The organism is Vibrio kanaloae, from assembly GCF_024347535.1.
Lineage (GTDB): Bacteria > Pseudomonadota > Gammaproteobacteria > Enterobacterales > Vibrionaceae > Vibrio > Vibrio kanaloae.
The window spans coordinates 909,867-923,534 of the sequence record NZ_AP025498.1 but is presented as its reverse complement, the minus strand read 5'-3'; the positions used below and the strand labels follow the sequence as shown (position 1 = coordinate 923,534).

At 44.7% G+C, this 13,668-nt stretch carries 12 protein-coding genes and 2 tRNA genes; 4 read left to right on the top strand and 10 right to left on the bottom strand.

Annotated features, from left to right (window positions below; genetic code table 11):
• Positions 1-42: 42 nt before the first annotated feature.
• A complete protein-coding gene (locus OCV24_RS18295) occupies positions 43-927 on the bottom strand; it encodes a LysR family transcriptional regulator (RefSeq protein WP_102507928.1) in 885 nt (294 codons plus the stop codon).
• A 102-nt stretch (positions 928-1,029) separates the two neighbouring features.
• Here OCV24_RS18295 and OCV24_RS18290 point away from each other — a divergent pair, with 102 nt between their 5' ends.
• Positions 1,030-1,641 carry a LysE family translocator gene (locus tag OCV24_RS18290; protein WP_150877299.1) on the top strand — a complete coding sequence of 204 codons (612 nt, stop codon included), beginning with the start codon at positions 1,030-1,032 and terminating at the stop codon, positions 1,639-1,641.
• A gap of 68 nt (positions 1,642-1,709) precedes the next feature.
• On the opposite strand, the gene OCV24_RS18285 is transcribed toward OCV24_RS18290, so the two are convergent.
• The 3 genes from OCV24_RS18285 to OCV24_RS18275 all read right to left on the bottom strand — a co-directional run bounded on the left by OCV24_RS18285 (position 1,710) and on the right by OCV24_RS18275 (position 3,858).
• Complete coding sequence (locus OCV24_RS18285; RefSeq protein WP_017058140.1) at positions 1,710-2,141, bottom strand: GNAT family N-acetyltransferase; 432 nt, start codon at positions 2,139-2,141, stop codon at positions 1,710-1,712.
• Between the two features lie 26 nt (positions 2,142-2,167).
• A complete protein-coding gene (locus tag OCV24_RS18280) occupies positions 2,168-2,506 on the bottom strand; it encodes a zinc ribbon domain-containing protein YjdM (RefSeq protein WP_046224897.1) in 339 nt (112 codons plus the stop codon).
• Positions 2,507-2,694: 188 nt separating this feature from the next.
• Positions 2,695-3,858 (bottom strand): threonine/serine exporter family protein, encoded by a 1,164-nt coding sequence (locus tag OCV24_RS18275; RefSeq protein ID WP_150877301.1) that lies wholly within the window; start codon positions 3,856-3,858, stop codon positions 2,695-2,697.
• Positions 3,859-4,377: 519 nt separating this feature from the next.
• On the opposite strand from OCV24_RS18275, the gene OCV24_RS18270 reads away from it, so the two are divergent.
• The 3 genes from OCV24_RS18270 (at position 4,378) to OCV24_RS18260 (ending at position 5,147) form a co-directional block, all read left to right on the top strand.
• Positions 4,378-4,452 (top strand) — tRNA-Gly (locus OCV24_RS18270).
• Between the two features lie 38 nt (positions 4,453-4,490).
• Positions 4,491-4,565, top strand: a tRNA-Gly gene (locus OCV24_RS18265).
• Between the two features lie 324 nt (positions 4,566-4,889).
• Positions 4,890-5,147, top strand: coding sequence for a hypothetical protein (locus tag OCV24_RS18260; RefSeq protein ID WP_150877303.1), 258 nt, complete (start codon positions 4,890-4,892; stop codon positions 5,145-5,147).
• A gap of 161 nt (positions 5,148-5,308) precedes the next feature.
• Here OCV24_RS18260 and OCV24_RS18255 read toward each other — a convergent pair whose 3' ends face one another.
• From OCV24_RS18255 to OCV24_RS18230, 6 genes are all read right to left on the bottom strand, one after another.
• A complete protein-coding gene (locus OCV24_RS18255; RefSeq protein ID WP_004731489.1) occupies positions 5,309-5,794 on the bottom strand; it encodes a hypothetical protein in 486 nt (161 codons plus the stop codon).
• A 112-nt stretch (positions 5,795-5,906) separates the two neighbouring features.
• Positions 5,907-6,461 (bottom strand): copper-resistant cuproprotein CopI, encoded by a 555-nt coding sequence (gene copI, locus OCV24_RS18250; protein WP_017085575.1) that lies wholly within the window; start codon positions 6,459-6,461, stop codon positions 5,907-5,909.
• Between the two features lie 106 nt (positions 6,462-6,567).
• Positions 6,568-9,711, bottom strand: coding sequence for an efflux RND transporter permease subunit (locus OCV24_RS18245; RefSeq protein WP_150877305.1), 3,144 nt, complete (start codon positions 9,709-9,711; stop codon positions 6,568-6,570).
• Positions 9,708-11,447, bottom strand: a complete 1,740-nt coding sequence (locus OCV24_RS18240; protein ID WP_150877307.1) for an efflux RND transporter periplasmic adaptor subunit — start codon at positions 11,445-11,447, stop codon at positions 9,708-9,710. The genes OCV24_RS18245 and OCV24_RS18240 overlap by 4 nt, the downstream gene beginning before the upstream one ends.
• A gap of 11 nt (positions 11,448-11,458) precedes the next feature.
• A complete protein-coding gene (locus OCV24_RS18235; protein ID WP_146449772.1) occupies positions 11,459-12,901 on the bottom strand; it encodes a TolC family protein in 1,443 nt (480 codons plus the stop codon).
• Positions 12,902-13,000: 99 nt separating this feature from the next.
• A complete protein-coding gene (locus tag OCV24_RS18230) occupies positions 13,001-13,465 on the bottom strand; it encodes a hypothetical protein (RefSeq protein WP_102507917.1) in 465 nt (154 codons plus the stop codon).
• Positions 13,466-13,668: the final 203 nt, after the last annotated feature.

Sequence of the window (13,668 nt, the reverse complement as noted above, 5' to 3'; positions counted from 1 at the left end):
TGACATAAGACAAGCAAACTTCTAGTTCAGAGGTTGTTGTTCCTATAAGGATGGAACACACTGCGATAACTCATTCTTTAACCAAACCACAAACGGGCTTTCTGGTTCACCATGGTTGTTATCTTGTGTGAGCAATATGTACTGATGGCCGGAAGGTACAAAGCCGAACGGTGCGATTAAGTTGCCTCTATTCAAATCATCAACCACCAATGGATAAGAACCAAGAGCCGCTCCTAGCCCATCAACGGCCGCTTGAAAGCAGAAATAGAAGTGTGCAAAGGTCTGGTTTGATATAGTTTTTGACACCAATCGGCTATCAAATTGGCTATCTTTGGTGATAGATGCCCAGTGGTTCCAAGCGTTTAGTCGCGTGCTGCTGTGCAATAATTTCACATCGGCTAGCTTGTCTTTGACCTGTTGCCAATAATCAGGCGAGAACACCGGGCCAACCCATTCTTCGACTAACGGAATCTGCTTGTAGTGCTCGGTTACGTTGAAGTCGTCTCGGCGAATGGCCATATCTAAACCAGTTGCGCCTAATGTCACAGGCCCACCTGCGGTAGACAATCGAACATCAATTCCGGATTCGTTATAGAAATCACCGAGTCGAGGCATTAACCAACGCATGGTCAATGTGGGTTCGCATGAAACTTCCAACGCTTGATGATTCAACTGATTAAGCTTATGGACTCCAGTCTCCAAGGCTTGGAATGCTTGCTCTGTGTAACCTTTGAGTAATTCCCCTTCTTTAGTGAGACACACATTCCTGCCCTGTTTGTAGAACAAAACTTGGGATAAGTGATTTTCCAATACCTTGATCTGCTTACTCACTGCGCCATGTGTGATATTGAGTTTATCCGCCGCATCACTATAACTGCTCGAATGCGCTGCTACGTGGAAAATATGAAATGCTTTCAAATGTCTCATGTGTGATTTTTTCTCACAGATAGGTAGAATTCATTTCGATTATAGGCAGCAATAAAAAACCATACAATGCTGGCTCATCAAATATAAAGAGTTGGAGTCATTATGGAGTGGTTAAACCTAGCAGTATTGGGACTATTGATTGTTATAAGCCCAGGAGCTGATTTCGTTTTAGTTTTGAAAAACAGTGTCAGTCAAGGAAGACAAGCAGGGATTTGGACTGCAATAGGTGTGAGTTTAGCGATTTGTGTTCACATCAGTTATTCAATGCTTGGGATCAGTTACTTAATATCACAGAATGAGCAGCTGTTTGACATGATCAGATACGCAGGCGCAGCCTACCTTATTTATCTAGGGCTAAAAGGTATCTTGAGTGCGGACAACAAGCTTACACCTATGGAAGATGCAAAGCAAAGCACCAGTGTTTGGCGCTATTTAGCACAAGGCTTTTTATGTAACGTGCTCAACCCAAAAACCATGCTGTTCTTCCTGAGCATCTTCAGCCAAGTCATCTCACCCGATGCTGCGAACCAACATGTCGCACTTGGCTATGGGCTTTACATGATCGTTCTTCACGGCTTATGGTTTGGCGTTGTTGCTATGCTGTTTACTTCGAATACATTGAAAAAGCATCTATTGAGAGCAAAGAAAAGGCTTAATCAAGCGTGTGGATTTGGTTTAGTGACTTTCGGAGCACTGTTGGCGATTAAATCTTAAATTGAAAACCAAAACAAAAAACCTCAAAGGCGAACTGTGCCGTTGAAGTTAATAACTAATGCTTGGAATTACTGGCGCCACATATAGACAAACTGATCGTTTTGCGAGGTGATTTCAAAGCCAAACCTCAAGTACAACTCCCCAACTCGATTACCTTGCAGGTAACAAAGTTCGACGGGTTTATTGAGGCTGTCAGCCTTAGTTAAGCAATCTTTCAATACTTGGCTGCCAATGCCCTTTCCATGATACTCCGGCAGTAAGAAGAATCGGCAAAAATAAAAGTGCTCGCCTTTGTCTTGCAACAACACACTCCCAATCGCTTTGCTTTGATATTCAATAATTTCAGGCCGTTCTTCTGCCCACTCTTCAGCATGTATATCTCGTTGAATTTGTTCATCCCAGCCAAATACGGCTTTGATTGGTTCAAACTCAGCAGCTTTCTTAAGCTCGAACAGAAATTCATAATCTGATGACTGAGCAGGTCTTGTTGAATACTTCAAAATATCTCCAACAATAAAATGAATGGTTACTGCTTTTTCACGTATTTCGCTGTCACTAGCATCTCACCGCCACCATCAAGTTTGCAATCTAGCTGATGATCTTTGCCTTCGTTGATACGTCTAATCACAGCTTTAGTACCAATTTTTAATACGCTAGAGCTACCTTTTACTTTTAAATCTTTAATAAAAGTTACTTTATCACCAGTTTCTAAAACGGCACCGTTAACATCCTTAACGCGCGCAGCTTCTCTTTCTAAGCGCTCTTCTTCTGGGTTCCACTCATAAGCGCACTCAGGGCAGATTAGGTTGTTTTGATCTGGGTAGACGTATTCAGATTGGCATTGCGGACAAGGAGGTAAAGACATACGTTAATACTTCATTTAAATGGAATTTGTGCTCATTTTAATGGCTCTTGCTAGGCTTAGCGAGCACAAATCTAACCGATGAATCTAGAATAGGAAAAGAGCTGCGCCGAAAACAAACAAACACAGCCATGAAGCTGTGTTTGTTGATGAAACTAATTTGTTTAAAAGGCAGTCGTAATCTAAAAAGGTCAATGTTCTACTTTTGGCGAGTAGATTGAATACGCTGTGATTTGCCCAGCCACAATCGCGGAGAACATAAACAGCGCCGATAAACCGATACTTGGGATCGGCAAAATAGACTGCTCAAACACCGATTGGCTAGCACTCACCAACACGCGACTACCCGGGACCAAGATAATGATCCCTTGCACGATATAGATCGAACCAGTGAGATCCATTTTCTTCGCAATCCAAGTACCATAAAGGGTAATCAACACTGTGGTTACCCAAGTACCCACAACCCAACCACTATCAAAACCTAGATAAAACGGGCCCCACATACCGAGAACAGCGACGGGTAAACCTAATAGAATATCCGTTGGGCGCGCATTAAACATCACACCGATAGAGACAGAAATCAGCACCAATCCAGAAACGTGCATCCATATCGGCACTGCATTGATATAAGAAATAGAAACGGCCTGCCCCCATATCGCTTCGCCAATATTGAGACCCATAACAATGCCAACAAACAGCTTAATGAGGGTTAACGCACTTTGACCGAGCAAGCTCGTGCCGGAGACCAAGTCATTAAACGCCAAACACTCTAATGCGTTGGCTATTGATAACCCGGGTACGAACAAAACTATTGAAGCAATACACAATGCCCAAACAGGAATGGGCAGGCCTGTACTCGCCAAGAAAGCAACGAAAATACCGGTCAATAACGCCGAAATGAATTCAACCGCGATGGCACGACGTGAATGTAGAACTTGCTGACACACCCAAACCATCAACCCCAAAAACACCGAGAAAGCAACCGCTTCTAGCGTGCTGCCCACAAGCATCAAATACGCGGGCGGAATGCCCATATTGGCAAGAGCTGTCACCCATTTAGAATAACCTACAGGTTCTGGCACCGGTTCACTACTCGGTTGATTAATACGAATAATGGTATTTGCCAACAAACTCAGATTAATTGAGGCCAATTTTTGGCGTTTTAGAATAACGGCGTTGTTATCATCTGGAAACTGATAGTTAATCGCGGTTGGCGTTGCTTGGATCATCACATCAACACCATGCTTTCTTGCATAGTATTGTGTGTACTTTTCAAGCTTATAAGGAGCACAACCACTGCGGTGAAGAGTGTCACCAATTTCAACAATTTTGTTAATTCGGTACTGAGAAGGCATGGGTGCATTAAGGGGGAGACAAAATATGCGGCAAATGTAACAAACGACAGACGGAATGACGAGGATTTTGCGCAAACTTTCAACTAAACTCGTTACTTTTTTCTCCAAACGCTCATGATTACTTATAACGCCACTATTTGGGGATTAGTTTAGTGAATGATATGATTTATGCTCAAGTTGTATTTATGCATCTAAATTGTTATCAGAAACTCGACAATTTGGATGAAAAACCCTTTATTTTAACTTACGACTTTTCATGATTTGCTCACGTCTCGAACGGAATGAGTATCCATTTAAATTTATAAATATGGGCTGACTCCTTTACCAAAGGTATAGGTTATCTGTTATTTTAGACCTAGACTGAACAAGAGTTTAATCACACTTTACTCTTTCTAGAAGCACAAAAGGCGAGTAAAAAACTATCGGAGTGGTGATTATGCGAGCACTTAGAGTAAAAATGAAAGAAAAAGGTTTCGTTTTCAGTTAGATGTGGCATTATCAAACTCGTTAAGACGATGTGCGTGCATCGTATAATGGCTATTACCTCAGCCTTCCAAGCTGATGATGCGGGTTCGATTCCCGCTGCACGCTCCAAGTCTCTTAATGCCTCAGTCTTACTCATAAGACAGTGTGCGTGCATCGTATAATGGCTATTACCTCAGCCTTCCAAGCTGATGATGCGGGTTCGATTCCCGCTGCACGCTCCAACTTCTTCTTAAGCTTCATTACGTGTTTTCTTCCAGCGATACCCTATTCAAAAACTTTCTCCATTCGTTAGGTCCATAGTCATTAAATCTATATTGATTAAACTTATTTTGTTTAAGCTTAGATTAACGAATCAACGTTAATAGACCAACCAAAGCTATTAACTCCTTAAATCGCTTCGTATTTCTGACAGCTATCTAAATCACACATTGCAGCTCAACTTTTAATGATTTTCAAAATTGTTCCAATTTAATAATCTTGGTCAATATCCGAAAAATCAGTTGTGTTAATGTGCGCGCATTAGCAACAACCCATAAATAATAAAAATGTTTAAAAGCAATGAGTTAACAATTAACATCGAAGCAATTAATGTCGCGCTGGCAAAAGTTGAAAATGCCAATAAAATTCAGCTAGATACATTGAAAGGTTATGTGAACAGCGAGCCGGAACAGGCTGTACTGGCTTTTCGTTCGCTGAATGAAGTAGAGTCAATCGATGACAAGTTTAAAAAGGTCATGGCAGAGCTGCCGCACCTGAGCGGCGAAGCACACCACCTGCTTGAAACTTCTATCTTGCTACAGTGATTCTAACTACAGATAAGCCTCAGCCAATACAAGTTAGTTCATGTATTCCTGAACAGGTTGAGACTTATCTTTAACTGGTCACAATGTTTAACCAATGACTTAGCTGCCACACAAAGCTGTGCTGATAGGTTGAAATGAGTTGGTGATGTAACGCCCTCGAATTACTCCCAGAAGTTCCACCACTTTTTGCTGTTTTCTTCACGCTGCTGTTGGCCTTTCTCTGACCCTTTTCCTTCTTCTTTACGCTCTTGTTCCGCTTTCTTGTCTTTCTGCTTTTCTAATCCCGACTTTTCTTCGTCATTATCCATATCATCTTCAAGCTTTTCTTTCTTATCTTTGAGCTTCTCTTTACTCTCTTCGAGGGCTTCTTTCTCGTCTTCCAAATCGTCGAGTTCTTTATCTAGTTTCTGCTTATCTTTTTTGTTCTTACTTTTTTTCGCTTTCTTATTTTTCTCTTCGATCATTGAATCAAGCTGCTTCTCACGATCATCAATTTCGCCTTCAACTTTTTTAGCCTCAGCGAGCGTTTTCACTTCTTCTAAATCGGGCTTACCTTTACCAGCCCACTCAGGTTTAGCAGCAATGCTGTGGGTCGACCACGTTATTAAAGCACCCGTTACTGCAAGTACTAGAACTGTCTTATTCATCCTTAAACTCCTATTCCTATAGTCTTTTAAAGCTAATACCTAAATAGCACTAAAACAAGGTAGCCATACCTAGCACTCATCCCTTTGAACTAGATATGGCTTGTGTATCACCTTATAGCGTTAACGACTTCACCATACCCGCTTCAGCGTGACCAGGAATATTGCACGCGAACTCTACGTTATTATCACCATGGAAATGCCACAGCAATTGCTTCGCTTTACCCGGCTTAACTGTAACTGTGCTACCCGAGTCATGAGCGTGATTGCCCATGTTTTTCATCATTTCACGGTGCTCTAATTGCTCTGAAGCAGACCCAATCGAGAATTCGTGATCAATCTTGCCTGTGTTCATCACAACGAACTGCACCACGTCGTTCGGCTCAATATCAACCTTGTTCTTAAATGTAATTTTCATATCGTCACTTAGCAGAACATGAACCACTTTATCCGGCTTTGCACCTGTCGCAGGCATACCCACTTCAGACATGCCTTCCATATTCATCATCGAATGGTCCATCTTTCCATCCTTCATCATGCTGTGATCCATTTTTGAATGATCCATCTCTCCACTCTTCATCATCGAGTGATCCATATTTGAGTGGTCCATTTCGGCAAAAGCCGTTGCAGTAGTTAACGTCAGTGCAATCGCAATAAGTGTCTTTTTCATGATCGTTCCTTAGATTAATTCAGTTATTTATCTGTTAGTTTCACATGTTCATGTGGTACGCCCTTACCCACTCTGTATTGGTAAGTAAGGGCTAATAATCAATACGTTATTTGTTTGTCTCGTTTTGGCTATGCGTAATCTCACGCTGTTTCCAGAGCTTAAAGATTGCAGGCAAAACCAGTAGGGTAAGCAACAGTGCCGACGCCATTCCGCCTATCATCGGCGCGGCAATTCGCTGCATCACTTCAGAGCCCGTTCCCTCGCCATACATAATTGGAATGAGGCCAATGATCACCGTAAGTACTGTCATCATCACTGGGCGAACACGCAGTCCTGCACCCTCACGAATCGCATCCGTTAAGTCTTCACTCTGAAGTGCTTGCTGGTTCTGCTCCGCATCCAATTTTTTGTAGTGCCATGCTTGGTTTAGGTAGACCAACATAATGACGCCTATCTCAACAGCTACCCCGGCAAGGGCGATAAAGCCTACACCCACCGCAATCGAGAAGTTGTAATTGAGGACATGCATCAGCCATAGGCCACCAACCATTGCGAGTGGCAATGTCAGCATGATCATCATCACCTCACCGACGCGGCGGAAGCTGAGGTAGAGCAACAACATGATGATGGCGATGGTGATTGGCACAACGACACTCAAACGATCCTTCGCACGCTCCATGTATTCGTATTGACCAGACCATGCCAGTGAATATCCGGCAGGCAAGACGATTTGATCGGTAACGACTTTTTGCGCCTCTGCCACATAAGAACCAAGGTCGCGACCTTCGATGTCAACGAACACCCAGCCATTAGGACGAGCATTCTCCGTTTTAATCATCGGAGGGCCATCTTCGTAACGAATATCTGCTACGTCCGATAGAGCGATACGAGCTCCATTTGGTGTTACTAACGGTAAGTTCTGCAGCTTGACGACAGAATCACGATAACTTTGTGGATAACGGACATTGATTGGGTAACGCTCTAGCCCCTCAACGGTTTCACCCACGTTCATGCCACCAACCGCAGTCGAGATAACCTGTTGCACTTCTTTAATGCTCAAGCCATATCGCGCAGCAGAGCGGCGTTTAATGTCTATCGTCACATAACGACCGCCCGCAACACGCTCGGCGTAGACAGAAGCCGTACCACTCACGCTGTTGAGGATGGGTTCAAGTTGCGAACCAATATCTTCAATCACGCTAAGCTCTGGGCCAGCGATTTTGATGCCGATTGGGGTTTTGATACCGGTCGCTAACATGTCGATACGGGTTTTGATTGGCATAACCCACGCATTGGTTAAACCTGGGAACTGAATAAGATCATCAAACTCTTTACGCAGAGACTCCGTAGTGACACCGTCACGCCACTCATCTCGCGGTTTAAGCTGAATCACGGTTTCAATCATGGTTAACGGTGCAGGATCGGTTGCTGTCTCTGCTCGACCAGTTTTGCCCCACGTGGTTTCGACTTCTGGAATGGTTTTGATGAGCTTGTTGGTCTGTTGCAACAACTCACGAGCCTTACCTATTGAGATGCCCGGATACGTGGTTGGCATGTACATCAAATCCCCTTCGTCCAAAGGAGGGATGAACTCGCTGCCAAGCTTACTGGTTGGGTAATAAGCAGACGCCATTAAGCCAAGTGCGATAACAATCATCACCTTTGGATATTTTAGGCTGAGGTTCAGAAGCGGTTTGTACATCGCCACTAGGCTTCGGTTCACTGGGTTTTTGTGTTCAGGCAACACGTTACCGCGAATGAAGTAACCCATTAGCACAGGCACAAGCGTGATAGCCAAACCGGCTGCAGCGGCCATTGCATACGTCTTGGTAAACGCAAGTGGCGAGAACATCTTGCCCTCTTGCCCTTCTAGCGCGAACACAGGCACAAAGCTCAAGGTAATGATAATCAGAGAGAAGAACAGCGGTGCGCCGACTTCTTCTGCCGCCTTACCAATCACTTGCCAACGGTTTTTGTCAGTGAGCGGAGTCCGTTCAATGTGTTTATGAACGTTCTCAATCATCACTATGGCACCATCCACCATGGCGCCAATCGCAATCGCGATCCCGCCAAGAGACATAATGTTGGCGTTAATACCCTGCCAATGCATAACGATGAATGCGCCTAAGATACCGACAGGCAGACTTAGCGCGATAACCAGTGATGATCGGATGTGGAATAAGAACAGCGCACACACCACGGCGACCACGATGAACTCTTCAGCCAGCTTCTTCCAAAGGTTTTCAACGGCTGAATCAATCAAAGTCGAACGATCATAAGTCGCGACAATCTCGACACCATCAGGTAAACCGGCTTGCAGCTCAGCGAGTTTGGATTTCACCGAGTCGATCACTTCGCTGGCATTTTCACCAAAGCGCATCACGATAACGCCGCCAACCGCTTCTCCTTCACCATTAAGTTCAGAGATACCACGACGCATTTGCGGGCCAAGGTTAATGTCAGCAATGTCGCCGAGCAGCAGTGGAGTCCCTTTGTCAGTCACTTTTAGCGGCAAAGATTGAATGTCTTCAATGCTTGTCAGGTAGCCGGTTGTACGAACCATGTGCTCGGCTTCAGCAATCTCGACAACAGACGCACCTGTTTCTTGATTACCATCTTGGATTGCCTTATTGACTTGCTGAAGCGTTAGGTCGTAAGCACGTAACTTGGCAGGATCAATCTGTACTTGATACTGCTTCACCATGCCGCCAACGGTCGCCACTTCAGACACGCCTTCTACAGTTTGCAATTCATACTTCAAGAACCAATCTTGCAAACTACGAAGTTCCGCTAAGTCGTGCTGACCGGTTTTATCTTGCAACACGTAGCTGTAAACCCAGCCCACACCGGTTGCATCTGGCCCTAGTGTTGGCTTGGCACTCGATGGCAAGTTAGGTGCAACTTGGCTTAAGTACTCCAGCACTCGTGAACGTGCCCAGTACATATCAGTATCGTCATTGAAGATGATATAGACATAGGAATCACCAAAGAACGAGTAACCACGAACCGTTTCAGCACCCGGTACAGCTAACATGGCGGTGGTTAATGGATAAGTCACCTGATCCTCGACCACTTGCGGCGCTTGTCCCGGATAACTGGTTTTGATGATCACCTGAACATCTGACAAATCAGGAATGGCATCGACCGGTGTATTTTTAACGCTGTATAAGCCGCCAAATACGATGGCTACAGTAGCAACCAGCACTAAGAAGCGGTTACTAATAGACCAGCGAATGATTGCATTGATCATAGTTCGCCCTCACCCGTGCTATTCGTCGGTTCGAGAGATTTGAGCACATAATCAGAACCCTGCTTCACCACTAGAAACCGAATGGTTTGACCCTCGGCAAACTCAGATAAATCAAGGTCATCACTGGCTTGGAAATTCATTTCACCCGCTTTCCAATTCCACTCAGGGACAGGCTGATGTTTTACGGTGATCATGCCAAAATCTGCCATCAACATGGTGATGTCACCCGTCACCCAAACTTCGCCAGCCATCTTGTGTTTGTTGACCTTGTAATCCACAACCTCGTACTGCCCTGACTCTGTCTTTCTCATCTCGAAATCAATCGCCTTACCACGTTGGACGTCACTCATGTCCAAGCCTTCCGCAAAGGTGAAATTCATCACCATGCCCGGCCAATCCCATTCTGGAACAGGCTGATGGTTAATCGTCACCATGCGACTACCTTGCATAACATCGGAAATTTCACCGTTCGCCCATACGGTTTCAGCTTCTTCTTCAACACCATTGATGCGTGACAGATCAGCGGATTGGCTCGATTCAGAATCCAACATGAAGTGCGCAGAAGTGACAATGTTCTCACCTTGCTCTAGCCCTTGAAGCACCTCTATTTTTTCGCCAGCTTCACGACCAACCTCAATACGAGCAGAGCGATACTTGCCAGAACCTTCTGACATCACCACTCGAGTCATACCACCGGAGTGAATCACCGAAGATCTTGGGATAGTAAGAACAGCTTCATCACTGATGGGTTTCAGCGCAATATTGGCAAACATATTTGGCTTAAGCTCGCCATTTGGATTGGAGAACTTCAAACGAACGCGCAAGGTTCGAGTTTTTGGGTCAAGGATTGGGTACACGTAATCGACATTACCCAACCACTCTTTGCCGGGAATGGCATCTAGCGTCATCACCGCATTGCTGCCTGACAAGATCCAGTGCGCTTGACGCTCAAACACCTCAGCATCAACCCATACTTCGCCTAATGGGCCAGCACTGATCACCGCTTGTGCAGGTGCAAGGTAACCACCTTCTCGGATATTCAAACTTGCGATGACACCATCAGCTGGCGCTTTGACTTCAATGGTTTGTGAGGCTTTGCCTTTGCGCGTAATAGCGCGGATTTGCGTCTTATCAACACCCAAGGTAATTAAGCGTTCAGTCGAGCCTTTGATCAAACCTTTACGACCCGTTTTATAAGCACTGATCAACTCTTCTTGTGCTTTAACAAGCTCTGGAGAATAGAGTGTGAAAAGCACATCACCTTTGTTTACCTTCTCACCCACAGCGTTGATGTAGAGCTTCTCAACCCAACCAGCTGCTCTTACGTTGGTTTGCCACAATGTACTTTCATCGAACGCCACATAACCCACGGTTTCAATCCGAGGAGACAGCGCTTCGAACTTAACTTTCGCTGTTTTGACACCCAGATTATTTTCTACCGACGAATCAATGAACACGGTACCGGGCTCATCTTTAACACCACTTGAGTCATCCGCGTAAACAGGGATTAAATCCATCCCCATAGGTGACTGACCCGGCTTGTCTCGCTGATAATTTGGGTCCATCGGAGCCACCCAATACAGAGGTTCATCCTTGGCCTGTTTACTGACATCTGCGCCTGTACTCGTTGCCATTGCTGACATGTCATGTGCTGGATTAATTAGAAAATGGTTCACACCAAAACCCAATGCACCACCGACCAATAAAGCGATTGTTGCTACTTTTACTGTACTCATTGTCTATTCCCTTATTGATTGGCTGTGTGTTTAGTTGCGCTTGAGTTGAGTTGTGGTTGGTTTACTTGGTATTCAAAGCCACTGACTAACGCCGCCAGTTTGCTGTTAACGATGTTGAGATCGGTGATCAAACGTTGTTGCTCTAACTTAAGCGCCAGCTCATCGGTCGTTGCTAAAATGACATCGTTAAACTGAGCGGTATTGTTTTGATAGCCCCTTTCAACCGCGCTGATTCGTGCTGCAGTTTGAGGAAGCAAGGACGTTTGATAGCGATCTAATCGCTGGATCAGATTTGCTCTGTCCACCAGCAATGCGTTCACTTGCGCGTTCATTTGGGAAAGTAAGGTGTCTTTTTGAGATTTAGCCGCACCAACTTGATACTGAGCAGCCGATAAGTTTTTATCTTGTCGGTTCCCTGTAAACAGCGGGATGTCGACTGTCAGATAAGCACTCACAAGATCAGAAGCTGGTTCACCCGCCATGTTATTGGCTTGACGGTGTGCATACATAACTTCCACCCCAAACTGCGGGGTATAAGCTTGCTCAGCTAACTCAACCTGAGTTTGATTGGAGGAAATACTGACATCGGAGATCTTAACCAAAGGATGGTCATTCAGTAACTGGTAGTGCGTAGTTGAATCGATATTGGTCGCTAATTTGCTTTCCAACAACGGCCAATCGATTTGGTTAGTTGCATTCAGTGTGCCCTGAGAATCAAGAACCTGAGAGCCTAACCAATCAGACCCCAACCATTCAGAAAGCTGAGAGATTAAGCGGCGCTGAACCTGCTGGTTTGCCTGAAGTTTCTCATCAAGCTTGCTCACTTGAAGCTGAGTATTAAGCAGATCTTGCGCTTCACTTTTACCAATTGAGTAATTGGTTTGTACATAGTTTTCAAGCTCAACCAACAAGCGACGATTTTGACGAATCACCGACTCAGCTTTTTGTTGATAACCTAACTCAAGCCAAAGCTGCGTCATGCTATTCGCAACCGTCAATTCTCTTGCTTGCACCTGCAAAGCTAAAGCATCTGCCTGTTGGCCTGCCTTTTTCTGTTGGAGGTTAAGCGTATCGCCACGCTCAAACTGCTGCATCAACCCTACCGATATATTGGTCATCGGGTCTTCGTCGAATTGAAAGCTATCGACAGGCAAACCGCCAAATCCAACTTTTAATTTAGGATCCATTAAGGTCGAGCTGGCAATGCCCGTTTCTCGCATCGCTTGAGACTGAGCAAAGTACTGCTTGCGATTTCCATCTTCGCTTAACGCAATCTCAATCAGTGTATTGAGTTGCTGCGTCGAGCTTGCTTGGTCATGTGCTGAAATGCGTTGAGCATTTGAAGCTGACGCCGTGGTAGCCGCGAGCGTAGCACTTGAAAACAAGGCCATAGGCAAGGCAGCAGCAACCACTAAGCTCGTGTTCATGACAAACACAGAGGTTGTTGGTTTCATATTCACAATGAATGTCCATATCTAGCGCTAATTAGCGCATAAAAAAGAATGGCTTATCAGATTTATCTAACTGATATAGCTGTATTTTTAGATATAGATTTATGCGGAAGGTGGGCGTAGCAAAGATTGAGCGCGTGCGACTTTCTGGCCAATCGTGACCGATTGAAAACGAGCTAATGAAAAGGAAAGTTGATCAACGGCTTGAACAGCCTGGATTGGATAGGGACTTGCAGAACACATTGAGGCACAGCAATCGGCACTCGAACAATGGTTACCCATCATCGGACTGCCGTCTTCGCTCATTGAAGACATATCGAATTGAGCCATCAAAGCATGGGCACTCATGTTAGAGTCTTCAGCGCGTACTTCTTCACTCATCACATGACACCCTGCCATTGAATCATTAACCGAAGTATCGCTGTGGTAACAAGCCGACTTGCTCGACCCCATTTCCATCATCATTACTTCAGTCATCAAGGCTGCAGAGCTTGAGGCATAACTAGACATCAACATCGCAATGATGCTGAAAACAATAATCCAAGTTTTTCGGAATGTGTTTGTCATAGCTTACCTTTGAATTTACACAGCAACTATAAACGTTACCCTTAGGGTAAGGTCAACGATGAAGTACAAATATTTGATTAAACTGGTAGTAACTGCTGAATAGATCAACAAAAGGAACACTCAACAAGCGAGAAGTGTGACTAATAAGATTTAAAATATCGTTTACGGAAGGCTGATACAAATATGAGCCTGAGGTATTACAC

Coding starts and splice junctions, on each gene's coding strand:
- OCV24_RS18295 (WP_102507928.1), bottom strand. CDS start 927: ATGAGACATTTGAAAGCATTTCATATTTTCCACGTAGCAGCGCATTCG.
- OCV24_RS18290 (WP_150877299.1), top strand. CDS start 1,030: ATGGAGTGGTTAAACCTAGCAGTATTGGGACTATTGATTGTTATAAGC.
- OCV24_RS18280 (WP_046224897.1), bottom strand. CDS start 2,506: ATGTCTTTACCTCCTTGTCCGCAATGCCAATCTGAATACGTCTACCCA.
- OCV24_RS18275 (WP_150877301.1), bottom strand. CDS start 3,858: ATGCCTTCTCAGTACCGAATTAACAAAATTGTTGAAATTGGTGACACT.
- OCV24_RS18260 (WP_150877303.1), top strand. CDS start 4,890: ATGTTTAAAAGCAATGAGTTAACAATTAACATCGAAGCAATTAATGTC.
- OCV24_RS18255 (WP_004731489.1), bottom strand. CDS start 5,794: ATGAATAAGACAGTTCTAGTACTTGCAGTAACGGGTGCTTTAATAACG.
- copI (WP_017085575.1), bottom strand. CDS start 6,461: ATGAAAAAGACACTTATTGCGATTGCACTGACGTTAACTACTGCAACG.
- OCV24_RS18245 (WP_150877305.1), bottom strand. CDS start 9,711: ATGATCAATGCAATCATTCGCTGGTCTATTAGTAACCGCTTCTTAGTG.
- OCV24_RS18240 (WP_150877307.1), bottom strand. CDS start 11,447: ATGAGTACAGTAAAAGTAGCAACAATCGCTTTATTGGTCGGTGGTGCA.
- OCV24_RS18235 (WP_146449772.1), bottom strand. CDS start 12,901: ATGAAACCAACAACCTCTGTGTTTGTCATGAACACGAGCTTAGTGGTT.
- OCV24_RS18230 (WP_102507917.1), bottom strand. CDS start 13,465: ATGACAAACACATTCCGAAAAACTTGGATTATTGTTTTCAGCATCATT.